Annotated in this window: 17 protein-coding genes; 8 read left to right on the top strand and 9 right to left on the bottom strand. The window is 60.0% G+C overall.

What is annotated here, in order from left to right:
• Together FYJ43_RS07385 and FYJ43_RS07380 are read right to left on the bottom strand one after the other, a co-directional pair.
• Positions 1-560 (bottom strand): biotin/lipoyl-containing protein (locus FYJ43_RS07385; RefSeq protein ID WP_326833431.1); only part of this gene is annotated, 560 nt, incomplete at its 3' end.
• 159 nt (positions 561-719) lie between these two features.
• Positions 720-2246, bottom strand: a complete 1527-nt coding sequence (locus FYJ43_RS07380) for a leucyl aminopeptidase (protein ID WP_154563271.1) — start codon at positions 2244-2246, stop codon at positions 720-722.
• Between the two features lie 113 nt (positions 2247-2359).
• Between FYJ43_RS07380 and FYJ43_RS07375 the strand changes: the two genes are divergently transcribed.
• Positions 2360-2758, top strand: a complete 399-nt coding sequence (locus FYJ43_RS07375) for a hypothetical protein (RefSeq protein ID WP_229771640.1) — start codon at positions 2360-2362, stop codon at positions 2756-2758.
• Here FYJ43_RS07375 and FYJ43_RS07370 read toward each other — a convergent pair.
• Both FYJ43_RS07370 and FYJ43_RS07365 read right to left on the bottom strand, forming a co-directional pair.
• Positions 2728-2946: a hypothetical protein gene (locus tag FYJ43_RS07370; RefSeq protein WP_154563267.1), complete on the bottom strand. Its 219-nt coding sequence runs from the start codon at positions 2944-2946 to the stop codon at positions 2728-2730. The genes FYJ43_RS07375 and FYJ43_RS07370 overlap by 31 nt on opposite strands.
• An 88-nt stretch (positions 2947-3034) precedes the next feature.
• Positions 3035-3781, bottom strand: coding sequence for a DUF3043 domain-containing protein (locus FYJ43_RS07365; protein WP_326833430.1), 747 nt, complete (start codon positions 3779-3781; stop codon positions 3035-3037).
• Between the two features lie 198 nt (positions 3782-3979).
• Between FYJ43_RS07365 and FYJ43_RS07360 the strand changes: the two genes are divergently transcribed.
• The 6 genes from FYJ43_RS07360 to FYJ43_RS07335 all read left to right on the top strand — a co-directional run bounded on the left by FYJ43_RS07360 (position 3980) and on the right by FYJ43_RS07335 (position 8793).
• On the top strand, positions 3980-4783 hold the full coding sequence (locus tag FYJ43_RS07360; protein ID WP_154563265.1) for a PspA/IM30 family protein: 804 nt from the start codon (positions 3980-3982) through the stop codon (positions 4781-4783).
• Positions 4780-5070, top strand: a complete 291-nt coding sequence (gene pspAA / locus FYJ43_RS07355; RefSeq protein WP_154563263.1) for a PspA-associated protein PspAA — start codon at positions 4780-4782, stop codon at positions 5068-5070. Before FYJ43_RS07360 ends, pspAA begins: the two co-directional genes overlap by 4 nt.
• A 173-nt stretch (positions 5071-5243) precedes the next feature.
• Positions 5244-5597 carry an iron-sulfur cluster insertion protein ErpA gene (erpA, locus tag FYJ43_RS07350; RefSeq protein ID WP_154563261.1) on the top strand — a complete coding sequence of 118 codons (354 nt, stop codon included), beginning with the start codon at positions 5244-5246 and terminating at the stop codon, positions 5595-5597.
• A 174-nt stretch (positions 5598-5771) separates the two neighbouring features.
• Positions 5772-6680: an aa3-type cytochrome oxidase subunit II gene (gene ctaC, locus FYJ43_RS07345; RefSeq protein WP_456064352.1), complete on the top strand. Its 909-nt coding sequence runs from the start codon at positions 5772-5774 to the stop codon at positions 6678-6680.
• Positions 6677-8398: an aa3-type cytochrome oxidase subunit I gene (ctaD, locus tag FYJ43_RS07340; RefSeq protein ID WP_326833429.1), complete on the top strand. Its 1722-nt coding sequence runs from the start codon at positions 6677-6679 to the stop codon at positions 8396-8398. The genes ctaC and ctaD overlap by 4 nt, the downstream gene beginning before the upstream one ends.
• Positions 8398-8793 (top strand): cytochrome c oxidase subunit 4, encoded by a 396-nt coding sequence (locus FYJ43_RS07335; RefSeq protein ID WP_154563259.1) that lies wholly within the window; start codon positions 8398-8400, stop codon positions 8791-8793. The genes ctaD and FYJ43_RS07335 overlap by 1 nt, the downstream gene beginning before the upstream one ends.
• A 140-nt stretch (positions 8794-8933) precedes the next feature.
• On the opposite strand, the gene FYJ43_RS07330 is transcribed toward FYJ43_RS07335, so the two are convergent.
• Entirely contained in the window at positions 8934-9590 is a 657-nt protein-coding gene (locus FYJ43_RS07330; RefSeq protein WP_154563257.1) for an NAD(P)H-binding protein, read from the bottom strand.
• Between the two features lie 65 nt (positions 9591-9655).
• The gene (locus FYJ43_RS07325) at positions 9656-11146 is read right to left on the bottom strand and encodes a GuaB1 family IMP dehydrogenase-related protein (protein WP_154563255.1); all 1491 of its coding nucleotides are present in this window, start codon (positions 11144-11146) and stop codon (positions 9656-9658) included.
• 60 nt (positions 11147-11206) lie between these two features.
• Here FYJ43_RS07325 and FYJ43_RS07320 point away from each other — a divergent pair, with 60 nt between their 5' ends.
• Complete coding sequence (locus FYJ43_RS07320; RefSeq protein WP_154563253.1) at positions 11207-11524, top strand: MGMT family protein; 318 nt, start codon at positions 11207-11209, stop codon at positions 11522-11524.
• A gap of 53 nt (positions 11525-11577) precedes the next feature.
• Here FYJ43_RS07320 and qcrB read toward each other — a convergent pair whose 3' ends face one another.
• Genes qcrB through qcrC form a run of 3 tightly spaced genes read right to left on the bottom strand, consistent with a single transcriptional unit; the run spans position 11578 to position 15109 of the window.
• Positions 11578-13257: a cytochrome bc1 complex cytochrome b subunit gene (gene qcrB, locus FYJ43_RS07315; protein WP_154563251.1), complete on the bottom strand. Its 1680-nt coding sequence runs from the start codon at positions 13255-13257 to the stop codon at positions 11578-11580.
• Positions 13257-14339: a cytochrome bc1 complex Rieske iron-sulfur subunit gene (gene qcrA, locus FYJ43_RS07310; protein WP_154563249.1), complete on the bottom strand. Its 1083-nt coding sequence runs from the start codon at positions 14337-14339 to the stop codon at positions 13257-13259. The genes qcrB and qcrA overlap by 1 nt, the downstream gene beginning before the upstream one ends.
• Complete coding sequence (gene qcrC, locus FYJ43_RS07305) at positions 14306-15109, bottom strand: cytochrome bc1 complex diheme cytochrome c subunit (protein ID WP_154563590.1); 804 nt, start codon at positions 15107-15109, stop codon at positions 14306-14308. Before qcrC ends, qcrA begins: the two co-directional genes overlap by 34 nt.
• Positions 15110-15123: the final 14 nt, after the last annotated feature.

Raw genomic sequence — 15123 nt, 5'->3', positions numbered from 1 at the left:
TCGGCGTCCTCGTCTTCGGGAACTTTGATCTCTAGCAGAGTGCCGGAGGCGGGGGAGGGGACTTCGGTATCGACCTTGTCGGTGGACACCTCAAGTAGGGGTTCGTCGGCTTCGACGGTGTCTCCGACAGCCTTGAGCCAGCGGGACACGGTGCCTTCGGTGACGGACTCGCCCAGTGCGGGAAGAGTGACTTCAACGCCCTGCGCAGCACCAGCGGAAGAGGCAGGTGGCTCGGGTTCAGGCTGTGGCTCGGGCTCAGGCTGCGGCGCGGCAGCTTCATGAGTGCTGCTGGGGGCCTGCGTGGGGGTAGAGCCCGACTCGGAGGGGTCGCCGATGATGGCTAGGACGGCACCGACTTCGGCGTCCTCGTCTTCGGGAACTTTGATCTCTAGCAGAGTGCCGGAGGCGGGGGAGGGGACTTCGGTATCGACCTTGTCGGTGGACACCTCAAGTAGGGGTTCGTCGGCTTCGACGGTGTCTCCGACAGCCTTGAGCCAGCGGGACACGGTGCCTTCGGTGACGGACTCGCCCAGTGCGGGAAGAGTGACTTCGGTCGACATGTGTTGGAGCTCCTTTGCAAGCCGCGACGGATTCGTGGCAAGCCTAGCTTGACTGTGGCCAAATGTGCAGTCGGTCCCATTCTTGGGTTTAGAAAGTGTCGTCTGAATGTAGCTGAGGGCAGGAGTCGAAACCCCTGCCCCCAGCGACGGTATGAGCTATCAATCAGCCAAGTGCTCCGCAAGCTGGACTAGGGTGCGCACCCCGAATCCAGTTCCTTGAATCGGGGTGTAGTCATGGGCTGAGGCCTCGTTATACGCCGGGCCGGCAATGTCGAGGTGGGCCCAATCAATGCCCGGAGTTACGAAATGTTGCAGGAAGGCTGCGGCGAGCATTGCTCCGCCCTCGCGGGCGCCAGAGGATTTGATATCGGCGATGTCGGAATGCAGGCCCTCGCGCACCTCCTCGGTGATGGGGAGCTCCCAGAAGTCCTCGCCAGCCGCCTCGGAAGCGTCGAGCAAGGTGTCGGCTGCCTCAGGTCCTGATGTCATGACACCTGCGGTGTGATTACCAAGGGCGACCATACAGGCGCCGGTCAGGGTAGAAATGTCGACGACGAAGTCAGGGTCATCCTCGCAGGCGCGAGTCAGACCGTCGGCCAACACGATGCGTCCTTCGGCGTCGGAGTTGCCATTTTCGACCGTTGTCCCGCCGTACATGGTGACGACGTCGGAGGGGTGCCATGCCGACCCAGACGGCATGTTCTCGGCCATACAGCCGTAAGCAATGACGCGAACATTGAGACCGAGGCGGGCAATTGCGCCAACGGCAGCAAGCACTGCAGCAGCGCCGCCCATATCGCACTTCATGGTGTACATCCCGGCGGCAGTCTTGATATCGAGGCCGCCGGAGTCGAAGGTGATCCCCTTTCCCACTAGAGCGAGGGTGGTGGCGGCCCCTTCTGGGGCGTATTCCACCCGCACGAGACGCGGGGAATGGGCTGAGCCTGCGCCTACCGCGAGGATTCCACCGAAACCGCCTCGTGCCAGGGCTTTCTCGTCGAGCACATCGACGGTGACGTCCGGGAGGTTCTTGCACCAGGACTGCACTGAGGCGGCGAAAGTCTTCGGGTAGAGCAGATTGGCTGGGGTATCCACCCAGTCGCGAGCGGTGTAGACGGCGTCAGCAAGGATGCGGGCTTTGTCGAGTTCGGGTTTAGCACCACGGGCATTGGACACGACGGTGACGGTCGAGACCTCGGGCGCATGAGAGGTAGCGGTAATGGTCGGCACCTTGTAGCTACCGAGCAAGGCCCCCTCAGCGGCGATTCGGACCTCTTCAGCTGAGCCAGTCCCCATGTCGACAGCGATCTTGAGGCTGGCGCCGTGCGACAGATCAGCGGCGGCCCGCGCGCCGGAACCAGCTGCCCTGCGTAGGGTCTCACTGTCGAATCCTTCGGCTCCGCAACCGACCAGAACGAGGCTATGGCCCGACCACGGCAGCACCACGGTGGAACCAACCTTGGTTGATCCGCCGGCGCGAACGGCCACCTCGGCGAGCGGGGCGCCGAAGGTCTCTTCCGCTTCCTTGACAGCGCGAGGTGCCAAGCCCTGGACGACGGGACCTTGGGAACCCTCGACCAGGCCGGCAATCACGACGTCGGCGCCGTTGGCATTGCGCGAGACCTTCAGGTCGGGACGCGGACGGATGGGCAGCTGGGTGCTGTTGGCCACGAGGATTCCTCTCATTCTGTGGACGGTTCCATTTAGTAGATCATTCGGTTGGTCCCGTCTTATGGCGGGGCGGTACCTTGTCGTGCAGCCTAGTCGAGGGACGTCACGCGTGCGGCAGTGCGGTCACGATGAGTCGTCAGTATGGTGAGTTTGTGAGCTCTACAACCTCGGTACAGCACGGCGCGCCGCCGGGTGGCGCGAGCCATCCTAAGCTCCGCTTGGTTCTCGACGTCATCGTCGTCATAGCCGGGGTTGCTCTGTTGGTATGGGGAATCGTTGTGATGGCTTCGCCCACAATCTCGTGCCGAGGCGTCGAAATGCACCCTGGAGATACCTGCCACAAAGCCACGTACACTGCGACGCATACGGACACCGTGCAGACGTATGAGCAACGTCGTCGTTCCGTCGCCCAGTCCCGTCCCACCGTTATCGGACTGGGAGCCGCGTTGACGGTCTTCGGCGCGGTCCTGAGTTGGCAGACCGTGAGGGCCCGCGATCACTCCTCTGACAGTCCCATCGGACCGTAGACGACATCGTCATCGTCCATAAGTGTGACTTCATCGATTCCGGCATCTTGCAGGTCAGGCCAGGTTTCGGACAGCCACGCTTCGGCCTCCTCCTGGGAGGCAAATTGCTGGCCAGCTCCGAGTTGGCCAAGGTGTTCGGCGCCTGTGACGGTGACGTGCGACTGTTTAAAAACCCACGAGTAACTCATGTCTATAAGACAACCACGTCTGTGCCCTGCAGAGCTATCAGTCGGTCTTTCTTTGTGTGTAGATCTTGTGTCGATCTTGGCAATGAGATTACTTGATCTTTTCCCCACGCTCGACGCGCGGAGCCGGGTTGCGCCAGCGACGCACTGTCATAGCTCGGTTGTTGAGGTAAGCCCAAAGACCACGGAGGGGAGCGTTGGGGTACCGGGCTCGGATACCCCTCTTCGCGCCATGCCACAGGCGCCAAGAATCAATGAGCCAAAGGACCATCACAATCAACATGCCCAGCGACATGGCATTGATGGCCCCGACAGCGGTTGGGGCGATGAAGAGCATGGCCAACCAGATCACCATGACGGCTAGGAAGATCGGCATGATGAATTCGCTAAAAGTCCAACGGGAGTCAACGTAGTCGCGTAGGTATCCGCGCTCTGGGCGTCGCTCGGCTGCTTCCATCGCAGCTGCCTGGCGTTCACGCTTGGCTAGGCGTTCGCGCTTACGAGCCTCTTTCTTACTTAGCGTCGGGTTGAGTCGTTGACGACGGGCAGCCTCGGCTTCAGCGCGGGTTGGCGTCGGCGCTTTCTTCGCGGTGTGTCGGGACTGGGTCTTCTGTTGCGCACTGGGTGATCCGCTGGCAGCGGTGTGGCGCTCTTTACCTGCCGATCCCTGCTTACCTGCCGATCCCTGCGGCGTGGCGGTCGGCGCATCCTTCGTAGTGCGCGTGGTGGCCGAGGAAGGGGAGGACTCGCTACTGGACCCCGACTCTACCTCGACGGTCTCCTCCGTCGGTACGGCCTTCTTACTGGCTCCCTGCTCGTAGGGTCGGAACAGTCCCACGATCCATCCTTTTGTATGTCGTCCTCGCGCGCTCGCTGGCTTGCTCCAGGCGGCGCGACCCTATCTGGGCTGAGAAGATTGTACGGGTATTGCTGTTGTTGATGTTGCGCAGTCCCGTACGCTAATGGTCAGGCAACCGCAACGCTGACGACTTCCTAGAGTCCTCAAGCATCGAAGGGGAAGGATTCGATTCCACCTATGGCTGGCATATTTGCACGACTCTCGACGGTCTTTCGCTCCAAGGCGAATAAGGCCCTCGACAAGGTCGAGGATCCGCGTGAGACCCTCGATTATTCCTACCAGCGTCAGCTCGACATGTTGCAGAAGGTGCGCAGGGGCGTCGCCGACGTCGCCACGAGCCGTAAACGCGTCGAGCTGCAGATGAACCAATTGCAGGGCGACGTCGACAAGATGCAGAACGCTGCCGGTCGCGCCCTTCAGCAGGGCCGCGAAGATCTTGCCCGCGAGGCTTTGACCCGGAAGGCGACTCTCCAAGCCCAGCTCAATGACCTACAGACCCAGTACGCCACTCTGCAGGCCGAGGAGGAGAAGCTCATTCGCGGCTCCCAGCGCTTGCAGGCGAGAGTTGACGCCTTCCGCACGAAGAAGGAGACCATCAAAGCCAGCTACTCCGCTGCGGAAGCTCAGACTCGCATCAACGAGGCCTTTACCGGCCTCAATGAGGAGATGGGCGACATCGGGATGGCAATCACGCGGGCTGAAGACAAGACTATGGAGCTTCAGGCGCGAGCAGGAGCTATGGATGAGCTCATGGAAACCGGGGCCATCGAGGACCCCACCCGCAGCTACGGCGACGACATCACTCGGGAGCTCGACAACTTGGCTAACGACCATGCCATTGACGCTGAGCTGTCGGCTATGAAGGCCCAGTTGGGGATGGGGCGTAGTGAGTCCACCCCGGAACTTGAGCCCGGCGCTGACAATGCAACAAACCCGCCGTCAGGATCCCGGTCAGTGCGACGTCAGGGGGATCAGTCATGATCATTCGTATCGTTGGGGAGGGCCAGTGGCAGGTGCCAGACACCGAAATTGATCATCTCAATCGCATTGACGCTTGCGTTGAGCATGCCATTGAGACGGGGTCACAGAATGAGCTCACCGAAGCGCTGACCGAGCTGGTGTCGTCCGTACGGGCCGTCGGTACTCCAGTTGCTGACGACACCATCGTCGATTCAGATCTCATCGTTCCCGACGTGTCCGCGACGATCGAAGAAGTCTCCGTCTGGTTATCGGAAAACCCAGCCGGGGATGGCCTTATCCCTGGCTGATGTCGCCCGAGCGGCCCATATTCCGCTGCACGCTGAACCGCAACCGTTCGGTGTGGAGGGCATGCTGTGGATACAGTGGGCCACGCGACGGGACGACACACCCGCCCGATCCGTGAGGATCGACCGCCCGGGTCACCTCCCGGGACCGTCCACCAAATGTTCTTGGAGTCCACATGACCGATACTGCTACCGTCCCCACTACTGACGGAATCATTCTGACCGATGCCGCTGCCGCAAAGGTCAAGTCCCTGCTTGATCAGGAGGGTCGCGACGATCTTGCGTTGCGCCTGGCTGTGCAGCCTGGTGGTTGTTCGGGGCTGCGGTACCAGCTGTTCTTCGACGAGCGTCATCTTGAAGGCGACATCGTTAAGACCTACGGCGGCGTCAACGTCGTGACCGACCACATGAGCGCTCCGTACCTGGCAGGCGCCACGATTGATTTCATGGACACCATCGAGAAGCAGGGGTTCACTATCGACAATCCCAACGCGACTAGCACCTGTGCGTGTGGAGATTCCTTCCACTGAGCTGGGTATGAGGGCCGGTCATCGGTCCGGGCAGGCTCGTTGGAGTTATTGAGGCGTTTCGTCAGTCCTACTGGGCGGACGAAGCGCCTTATTTTCGCTATTGTTCGATGTGACAGACATAACAGTCACCTGTCCCCACCGTCGGGGCGGGCGTGCAGTGGGGAAGGGTGAGCCGTGGAACGCAGACTCAGCTGGCGACACGACCGTGGCCGGGGCGTGCCCCAACGTCGCAGCCGTGGTGTTCGGAAAGTCGGTGGTGGCTGTGCCGTAGCGATTGCGGTGATGGTCCTCAGCGGCTGCGGCAGTACTGGACCCGGACGTGCAGCTCGTCTCGGTCTCGTTGATCCAGCGTCTGACCGCGCCGTCCACATGGGTAATATGTGGATCGGTGCTTGGGTTGCAGCGCTTGTCATTGGCGTTTTCGTATGGGGGCTCATAGGATTTGCCGCCTTCAAATTCCGCCGTAAGGACGGCGATCCGGCGATTCCGCGTCAGTCTCGGTACCACTTGCCACTCGAGGTGCTCTACACCGTTGTTCCTTTCCTCGTCATCGGCGTGCTGTTCTTCTACACCGTCCGTACCGAGAACAAGGTGCTCGATAAGGATCCTCAACCTCAGCACGTCGTCAACGTTGTCGGCCAGAAGTGGTCGTGGACCTTCAACTACATGGAGGCCAAGAATCCCGATGCTGGTGGTGTCGTCACTCACGAGGTCGGAACCATTGAGAAGATTCCGGATTTGTATCTTCCCGTGAACCAGTCAGTGCGCTTCCACCTCAACTCCGCCGACGTCATTCACTCATTCTGGGTGCCGGCGTTCTACTTCAAGATGGACGTCATCCCAGGACATCCGAACCAGTTCGACCTCACCCCGACGAAGATCGGTGTCTACGACGGTAAGTGCGCTGAATTGTGTGGCACCTACCACGCGAACATGATCTTTAAAGTGCATGTCGTGTCGGTTGAGGACTACAACAAGCACCTCCAGAAGCTGAAAGCTCAAGGTGACACCGGTGAGATCAAGCCTGCCAACTCGGTTGCTGCCCTCACTACCGCCGAATCGAAGGAGGGGGAGAAGAAGTGACCAGCGCGTCCATTGCTCAACGGACTGCCACAGCTCCTGCGGTTACTCGCCAGGAGCGCCGCAAGACTAGCTTCGGTGCTCTCGTCTGGGACTACATGACGACCACCGACCATAAGAAGATTGGTCGACTTTACTTCGGTACGTCGCTATTCTTCTTCGCTTTTGGCGGCATTCTCGCCCTGCTCATTCGAGCCGAGTTGGCGTATCCCGGCATGCAGTTCATGCACCAGGAGACCTTCAACCAGCTCTTCACGATGCACGGCACCATCATGCTGCTGATGTTCGCTACCCCGTTGTTTTCGGGGTTCGCTAACTACTTTATGCCACTACAGATCGGCGCCCCCGACGTCGCTTTCCCGCGCATCAATCAGTTTGCGTACTGGCTGTACCTGTTTGGTTCCCTGATGGCATGTAGCGGCTTCCTTACCCCCGGTGGCGCCGCCAGCTTTGGTTGGTTTGCTTACGCACCGCTGTCGGACGCCATCAACTCTCCTGGAGTTGGCGGGGATCTGTGGGTGATGGGCTTATACCTCCTCGGTCTGTCGTCCATCCTCGGTGCCGTCAACTTTGTGACGACGATCATTCTTATGCGTACCCCCGGTATGACGATGTTCCGGATGCCGATTTTCTCGTGGAATATCCTCATCACCTCGATTATGGTTCTGGTCGTCTTCCCAGTCCTGTCCGCAGGGCTGCTTGTCCTCGAGGCTGATCGAGCCCTAGGTGCCCATATCTTCGATCCCGCGAACGGTGGCCCGATCTTGTGGCAGCACCTGTTCTGGTTCTTTGGTCACCCAGAGGTGTACGTCATCGCGCTGCCATTTTTCGGCATTATTACCGAGGTGCTGCCGGTCTTCAGTCGTAAGCCGGTGTTCGGCTACGTCGGGTTGGTGTTCGCAACCCTGGCTATCGGTGGTCTTTCGGTATCTGTGTGGGCTCACCACATGTTCGTGACTGGCGCGGTCTCGCTGCCGTTCTTCTCGTTCATGACGTTCACGATTGCCGTTCCCACCGGCGTGAAGTTCTTCAACTGGATCGGCACGATGTGGGGCGGGTCATTGAGCTTCGACACGCCGATGCTTTTTGCTATTGGCTTCCTGACGACCTTCCTCTTCGGTGGTCTTACTGGCGTCATGCTCGCGAGCCCGCCGATGGATTTTAACGTCTCCGATACGTATTTTGTGGTGGCACATTTCCACTACGTGCTCTTTGGCACCGTGGTCTTCGCGATGTTCGCCGGGTTCTATTACTGGTGGCCCAAGATCACTGGGCACATGCTCAATGAGACGTGGGGCAAGATCCACTTCTGGACTCTGTTCGTCGGCTTCCACACCACCTTCCTCGTCCAGCACTGGCTTGGCGTCGAAGGTATGCAACGGCGGATCGCTGACTACGGTGCTTGGGAAGGCTTTACGCTGCTCAACCAGGTGTCGACCTTTGGTGCTTTCCTGCTCGCTATTTCGATGCTGCCATTCGCATGGAACGTATGGATCACCCGTCACGACCCCGATATTGAGGTCGATGACCCATGGGGCTGGGGCCGTACCCTCGAATGGGCTACCTCGTGCCCGCCGCCTGCCCATAACTTCACGAAGATGATCCGCGTGCGGTCGACATCCCCGGCCTTCGACATCAACCATCCGGAGGCTGCTTTGGCCCCCGACGTCGAGGATGCGAATCCGCGTGAACTCGTCCACTCCGGCAAGGAGGATGCCTGATGAAACCGGAACGTTGGGTATTTGGCGGGCTCGGCCTGTTCTACATCATCATGACCCCGGTGTACTGGTTCTCCGCCCATGAGGTTGCCGGAACGTGGGCGTTGGGGCTGTCCGGAGCGATGGCTCTCATGGTGTTCTTCTACGTTCAGGTCGTCTCCAAGAAGATCAACCCGCGTCCTTCTGACGAGAAGGACGCCGAGGTTATCGACGGTGCCGGGCCGATCGGATTCTTTCCGCCGCAAAGTATCTGGCCGTTCTGGTGCGCACTCGTGGTCGCCATCATCTGCCTCGGCCCGATCTTCGGGTGGTGGATCTCGCTGCTGGGCATCGGCATCGGCATCTGGGCTGCGTCGGGCTGGGCATTTGAGTATTACCGCGGGGATTACGCTCACTGACGAGTACTCGCCGCCGCATTCTGATCTGCGGCGGCGAGTAGTCTTTTTTCGGCACGGTGCGTACCTTCGTACCCTTGTGCCAGGCTCAGGACCAGGTCGTCATCTCCGGGTCTGCCCGCCAGGACGGCACGTACCGGGGGTCAGAACGCTTCAGCAATGGGCACAGATCCGTCACTGAAACGAATGAACTTGCCCACTGTGGCGTCATCATCAAGGCTTGCCAGAGCAGCCTGTGCCACGGTTTCGCGCGAAACCGTGGTGCCGCTGTAATCGTCATTATCGCCGAGGATGCGTACACCTGATGCCGGATCATGGCTTAGCGTTACCGGCCCAAGGATAGTCCAGCGAATCGAGGAGTCCATGGTGTGACGGTCAGCATCCGCTTTGGCGTCGGCATAGGGGAAGAAGGAGTCGTCGGCTGGCACGCCGTGATCCGGGCTGCCACACCAGGACACAAGCACAAAACGCGGGTGATGAGACGACCGTCCAATAGCGTCAACGAGGGCATTACATGCGTCGCGGTCGACAGCGTAGGTATCTTCTGGTCCGCCTTTACCGCCGGCTCCCGCTGACCACACCACGGCGTCGTGGCCTTGAATGAGGTCGTCCCATTGTGCCGCGCCTAAGGTCGTGACGTCCGCGATAACCGGGTGGCCTCCCCACGATGTGACGTCAGCTGCCTGGTCGTCGCGGCGGATGACCGAGTCAACTTCACGCCCCTGCGAGGATGCAAGCTGAGTCAAGTGTTTGGCCACGTGTCCGTGGCCTCCAATCACGAGAATCCTATGCGATGTCATGAAAGCCACCATAGGACTCGATTGGCCTGCACTAAGGGTGATGTATGGACGCGTTCGCCACGAGCTCATGTCCAGCTGCGCTGCAGCGGGCGACCCTCCTCGTACCCAGAGGGGGATTGCACGCCAATCACAGCTTTTTCATGAAATTCCTTGAGATTAGCTGCCCCGGCGTAGGTGCATGAGGAACGTACCCCGGAGGTGATGAAATCGACAAGGTCCTCGACGCCAGGGCGCTGCGGGTCCAGGTACATCTTGGACTGAGAGATGCCCTCCTCAAAGAGGGCGGCGCGGGCTCGCTCGAAGGCGCGGCGTTCACGGGTGCGGTGACGCACGGCGCGAGCCGACGCCATGCCGAAGGACTCTTTATACATCCGACCGTCGTGGTCGATAAGCATGGCCCCGGTCGATTCGTGGGTGCCTGCGAACCACGAGCCAATCATGACCGATCCGGCACCAGCAGCAAGGGCAAGAGCAACATCGCGGGGGTGACGCACGCCACCGTCAGCCCATATGGCGCCATTAACCTCGGCAGCAGCCTCGGCGCACTCTAGTACCGCTGAAAACTGTGGGCGTCCTACACCGGTCTGCATGCGAGTGGTGCACATTGCGCCTGGCCCGACGCCGACCTTAATGACGTCAGCGCCGGCCTCCAACAGATCGAGCGTGCCGCCGCGGGTAACGATATTGCCGGCCACGATGGGGACCCTGCGGCCTGTCTTGGTATGAAATTCGGTGCGGACCTCGTCGGCGATCCCGATAGCGCGGATCATCTGGTCCTGATGGCCATGGGCAGTATCCATCACGAGTACGTCTGAACCAGAGTCCAAGGCGTTGCGGGCCCGTCCGGCGACGTCACCATTAATGCCAATCGCGGTGCCGATCATCAGGTGTCCGTTCGGATCGACAGCAGGACGATAAATCTCGGTACGCAGGGCGCCACGTGATGTCATTATTCCGACGAGGATGCCGTCGTCAGCGATGGCTACCGCAACCTTTTGGTGCCGCTCGGCAAGGGTCTGAAACACATCATCTGGGCTCGTCTGAGGACTAACCAGGGTGAGGTCGGTTGTCATGACCTCGTGGCACTGAGCGAATCGGTCTACGCCTTCAGCTTCTGCGGGGGAGACGAGACCCACTGGATGATGATCCTCAACGACAAGGACGACGCCGTGGGCGCGCTTGGTGAGCAAGCTCATCGCCTCACCGACAGTCGTCGTCGGAGTGACGGTGACCGGGGTGTCGAACCGAGTATGAGCATTCTTGACGCGTCGGATAGATCGGGAGACGAAGTCCGCCGGGATGTCTTGAGGCAAGATCGCGATGCCTCCGCGCCTGGCGATGGTCTCTGCCATGCGGCGTCCGGAAATCGCAGTCATATTGGCCACGACGAGGGGTAAAGGAGTGCTAAGCCCATCTGTCGACGTGAGATCAACGTTCATGCGGGACCCCACCGAGGAACGGTTCGGTGCCATGAAGACGTCGTTATACGTCAGATCGTAGTTTGGCTGCTCGTGGAGAAAACGCACGGGCCTATTGTTCCACGTGGTCGTGGTCATGTCTCTGCTGGGCGCGGCACACCGAAACACAGCCCACCGAAAACACGGCACACTGAAACTATGCCCTCGATCGTGGATGACGTCCTCGCCGCAGTAGAAGCGTTACCTGCCGGTACCGTCGTGTCCTACTCCGATGTCGCTGAGCTGGTGGGTACGTCGCCGCGCCGGGTCGGCACAATCATGGCGCGTGCGGGTCAGGAAGTGGATTGGTGGCGGGTGACGAGTGTGCGTGGGACTCTACCTGCGGCTCTCATGGCTCGTGCTCGACAGCACTGGGACGAGGAAGGGCTAGGCGGGGGAGTAGCAATGCTTCGTGACCACGCCCCGGATCCCATCGAGTGGGAGAATACCTGGCAACTATTACGTCTCCGAGTATGACGAAGGCCCCCTCATACTGAGGGGGCCTTCGCCCGTGTTCCGTCTGGGCTGGATCAGTCGGTAATCTCTGCCCGGGTGGCCGAGTGATCGGAGTCGATCTCGGCGTGATGGCGAGCTGCCTCCAATTCCTCGCGGGTTACTTTGGGAACATTGTCACCAAGGAACCACTTCATCCAGCGAGCACGTCTCTTGCTGACTTTGCGACCACGATCATCGATCGACCCGGCGGTGAGCACGGGATAAGTCTTGTGCTGGGTGAGAGTCCAGGCCTCGTCATCGCTGATAGGTACGTGGGCCTCAGAGAACTCGCCACTAGGTTCGCGAATAATCTCACCTGATGGCGACCCGTGGAGGAGACGCTGACGGTCAGCCCGCTGTAGGGCTACACAGATGCGCTTGGTGATCTGGTAGGCGATGATTGGGACGACGAAGATCGCACCACGCATGAAGTACGTGATCGAGTTCAGCGAGGGGTGGAAGTGGGTCGCGATAATGTCGTTGGCTCCCGAAAGCCAGAACATGGCGTAGCAACTCATAGCGGCGACGCCGAGCGCGGTACGGGTTGGCACATTGCGCGGACGGTCGAGCAGGTGGTGTTCGGATTCGTCGCCGGTGATCCACTTTTCGACGAATGGCCACGCCACCAGCAAAGTGAACAACACGCCCATGAGGCACACGCCTGGAAGGAAGATGTTCCAGCTCCAGGTGGTGTGACCAATGTGCCATTCCCAGTTCGGTGTGATACGGACAGCGCCCTCAAGCCAGCCCATGTACCAGTCAGGCTGGGATCCGGCCGTGACCTCGCCAGGGTTATAGGGGCCGAACTTCCAGACCGGGTTGATTTGAAGGAAGGTGCCCATGAGGGTCAGCACGCCGAAGACCACGAAGAAAAAGCCACCGGCCTTAGCCGCGTAGACCGGGAACAGCGGGTAACCGACGACATTCTTCTCGGTGCGTCCGGGGCCTGGGTACTGGGTGTGCTTGTGGTAGACGACCAGCGCGAGGTGGGCGGCCACCAGACCTAGCAGCAGCGCCGGGATAAGCAGGATGTGCACCATGTACAGACGGGGGACGATTGCGGTGCCGGGGAACTCGCCGTTAAAGACGAAGAACTCAACCCAGGTACCAACCAGCGGGATAGCGCGCATGAGGCCATCGGCGAAACGCAGGCCCGTGCCCGATAGCAGATCATCGGGCAGTGAGTAACCGGCGAAGCCTTCGACCATGGCCAACATGAACAGGCCTAGGCCGATGAGCCAGTTGATCTCACGTGGCTTGCGGAAGGCACCAGTGAAAAAGATACGCAGCATGTGCACGGTGGCCGCTGCGACGAACAGAATGGCTGCCCAGTGGTGGATCTGACGGATCAACAGGCCGCCACGGACCTCAAAGGAGAGATCTAGCGTGGAGGCGAAGGCCTCCGACATAGGCGTTCCCTTGAGTAACTGGTACGGGCCGTTGTAATCGACCTCAGCCATGGACGGCTTGAACCAGATGGTCAGGAAGACGCCAGTGAGCAGTAGAACGACGAAGGAGTACAGAGCAATCTCGCCCAATAGGAACGACCAGTGGTCAGGGAAGACCTTGCGTAGGTTCTCCTTGCCTAGCTTGGCCAGCCCAAGACGGTCGTCGTGCCAGTTGACGATCCGCATCCCGCGACCCGAGGGTTTATCATCAGCAGTCGCAGTGCGCAGGGTAGGTGATTCCTCGGCGATGCCAGTTGGCCGGGCCATCAGTTGTCACCCTTCTTGTAGTCGTGACGAGAATCTCGTTCAAAGTAGGACGGGCCCACCGGAACGGTGAAGTCGCTTCGAGCGACCAGGTAGCCCTTGTCGTCGACAGTGATGGGTAGCTGGGGTAATGAGCGTCCGGCAGGGCCAAAGACGACAGCACCGGAGTCACCTAGGTCGAAGGTCGACTGATGGCAGGGGCACAGCAGATGGTGGGTCTGTTGTTCCCAGAGGTTGACGGGGCAGCCGACGTGGGTGCAGATCTTGGAATACGACAAAATACCGCCGACCTGCCAATCTTTCCGAGACTCGGGGATCTTGATGGAGTCAGGATCCATCCGGACGATGAGGATGGCGGCTTTGGCTTTCGCGCGCTGGAACTCAACCCCCTCAAGATTCTTGAGGTTTTCCGGTTCAGCATTGACGAGTTGGCCGATCTCAAGGTCAGAGGCCTTGATGGGCTGGAAGGTGATGTCGTTGACGAGCCGCACACCTTCAGCCCAAATAGTCCGTTCGATTGTCGCCCGACGGGTGCCCGGTCCAGGTTTGGGGCCCAGATCAGCAAGCGTGACGATAGCCGGTAGGGCCATGATGCCGATGGCACCGCCAAGAGCTCCACCGATGAGTTTGCGTCGGGATAGTCCAGACTGTTCGGCGTTGATACGCCACTGCTTGGCGAACTCTTCGCGATCAGCGGCATCGGAATTGACCGGGTGCCGCTCTTGGATGATCTCTTCATCACCCATGATTTGCTTAGCCCAATGGATGCACGCAATGCCGATGAATAGCACCGCGAGGCCCGCGCACAACCCGAGTGCGAAGGTGGAAGCATTCATGTATAGCGGGCCAATTTCGACGGTCGCCTCGCGGGGCACAGCGAAGTACATGACGACGAAGGCAATAGCGAGAACTGGAACTAGACCGAGGAGGGTCAGGATCTGTCGGTACGCCCGGTTCCCAGCTTTCGGGTCGGCGTCGGTATAACGCTCAACGTGGGGTTCGACCCCCGGGTTTTCGACCGGTAAGTCGTTGCGTTCGGTGTATTTATCGCTCACTTCGCGCGAGCCCCCTTCCTTGCCAGCCATCCAGCAATCAAGACCAGGCCGCCGATACCAATGATCCAGCCAAACAGGCCCTCGGTTACCGGGCCGATACCGCCAAGGGCGAAGCCGCCATTGTTGGGTTCAGCGTGAGCAGTCTGCAGGTAGCCGATGATTTCGCGGGCATCCTGGTCGGTAATGACGGACTTGGAGAACACCGGCATTTGCTGTGGACCAGTACGCATGGCCTCGTAAATGTGCTTGTCGGAAGTCTTCATGAGGGAGGGGGCATAAGCACCTTCAGGGAGTGCACCGCCACGGCCCTCAACGTTGTGGCAAGCCGAGCAGTTGGTCTTGAACAGTTCAGCACCTCTGGCTAGTTCCTCAGCCGTCAAATTAGAGGTTTTGAGGCTCTCAGAGGAGGGCACGTCCGGCCCCGGGGCGAGAGAAGCGACGTATGCGCCGACTGCCGCAGTCTCTTCGTCAGTGAATTTCGTCCTCTTCGACGGTGCCTGAGCCTCGGGACGTGCCATCGGCATGCGACCAGTACCCATTTGGAAGTCAACCGCAGCCGCGCCCACACCAGCCAAAGACGGGCCTTGAGTTGTACCCTCGCCGTTGAGCCCGTGGCACGAGGAGCAGTTCTGTTGGAAGATTTCCTTGCCTTGAGCCACCTGGGTCGACGCATTCGTATCCGCCTGACTCGAGGCTGAAGGACTGACGAAGGCGTACACACACCCCACCAGAACCAAGGCCAGCAGCAACAGCACAGGTTTGGCTGCCCGGCTGTGCCGTTTTGTGGAGAGGAATCTCATCACCACAGTCACCT

It is taken from the genome of Cutibacterium porci (assembly GCF_009696315.1).
Taxonomy (GTDB): Bacteria; Actinomycetota; Actinomycetes; order Propionibacteriales; family Propionibacteriaceae; genus Cutibacterium; species Cutibacterium porci.
This window is presented reverse-complemented; position numbering and strand designations above follow the sequence as displayed.

Coding starts and splice junctions, on each gene's coding strand:
- FYJ43_RS07320 (WP_154563253.1), top strand. CDS start 11,207: ATGCCCTCGATCGTGGATGACGTCCTCGCCGCAGTAGAAGCGTTACCT.
- erpA (WP_154563261.1), top strand. CDS start 5,244: ATGACCGATACTGCTACCGTCCCCACTACTGACGGAATCATTCTGACC.
- FYJ43_RS07330 (WP_154563257.1), bottom strand. CDS start 9,590: ATGACATCGCATAGGATTCTCGTGATTGGAGGCCACGGACACGTGGCC.
- pspAA (WP_154563263.1), top strand. CDS start 4,780: ATGATCATTCGTATCGTTGGGGAGGGCCAGTGGCAGGTGCCAGACACC.
- FYJ43_RS07370 (WP_154563267.1), bottom strand. CDS start 2,946: ATGAGTTACTCGTGGGTTTTTAAACAGTCGCACGTCACCGTCACAGGC.
- FYJ43_RS07375 (WP_229771640.1), top strand. CDS start 2,360: ATGAGTCGTCAGTATGGTGAGTTTGTGAGCTCTACAACCTCGGTACAG.
- FYJ43_RS07335 (WP_154563259.1), top strand. CDS start 8,398: ATGAAACCGGAACGTTGGGTATTTGGCGGGCTCGGCCTGTTCTACATC.
- FYJ43_RS07380 (WP_154563271.1), bottom strand. CDS start 2,246: ATGAGAGGAATCCTCGTGGCCAACAGCACCCAGCTGCCCATCCGTCCG.
- FYJ43_RS07325 (WP_154563255.1), bottom strand. CDS start 11,146: ATGACCACGACCACGTGGAACAATAGGCCCGTGCGTTTTCTCCACGAG.
- qcrA (WP_154563249.1), bottom strand. CDS start 14,339: ATGGCTGGCAAGGAAGGGGGCTCGCGCGAAGTGAGCGATAAATACACC.
- qcrC (WP_154563590.1), bottom strand. CDS start 15,109: ATGAGATTCCTCTCCACAAAACGGCACAGCCGGGCAGCCAAACCTGTG.
- FYJ43_RS07360 (WP_154563265.1), top strand. CDS start 3,980: ATGGCTGGCATATTTGCACGACTCTCGACGGTCTTTCGCTCCAAGGCG.
- qcrB (WP_154563251.1), bottom strand. CDS start 13,257: ATGGCCCGGCCAACTGGCATCGCCGAGGAATCACCTACCCTGCGCACT.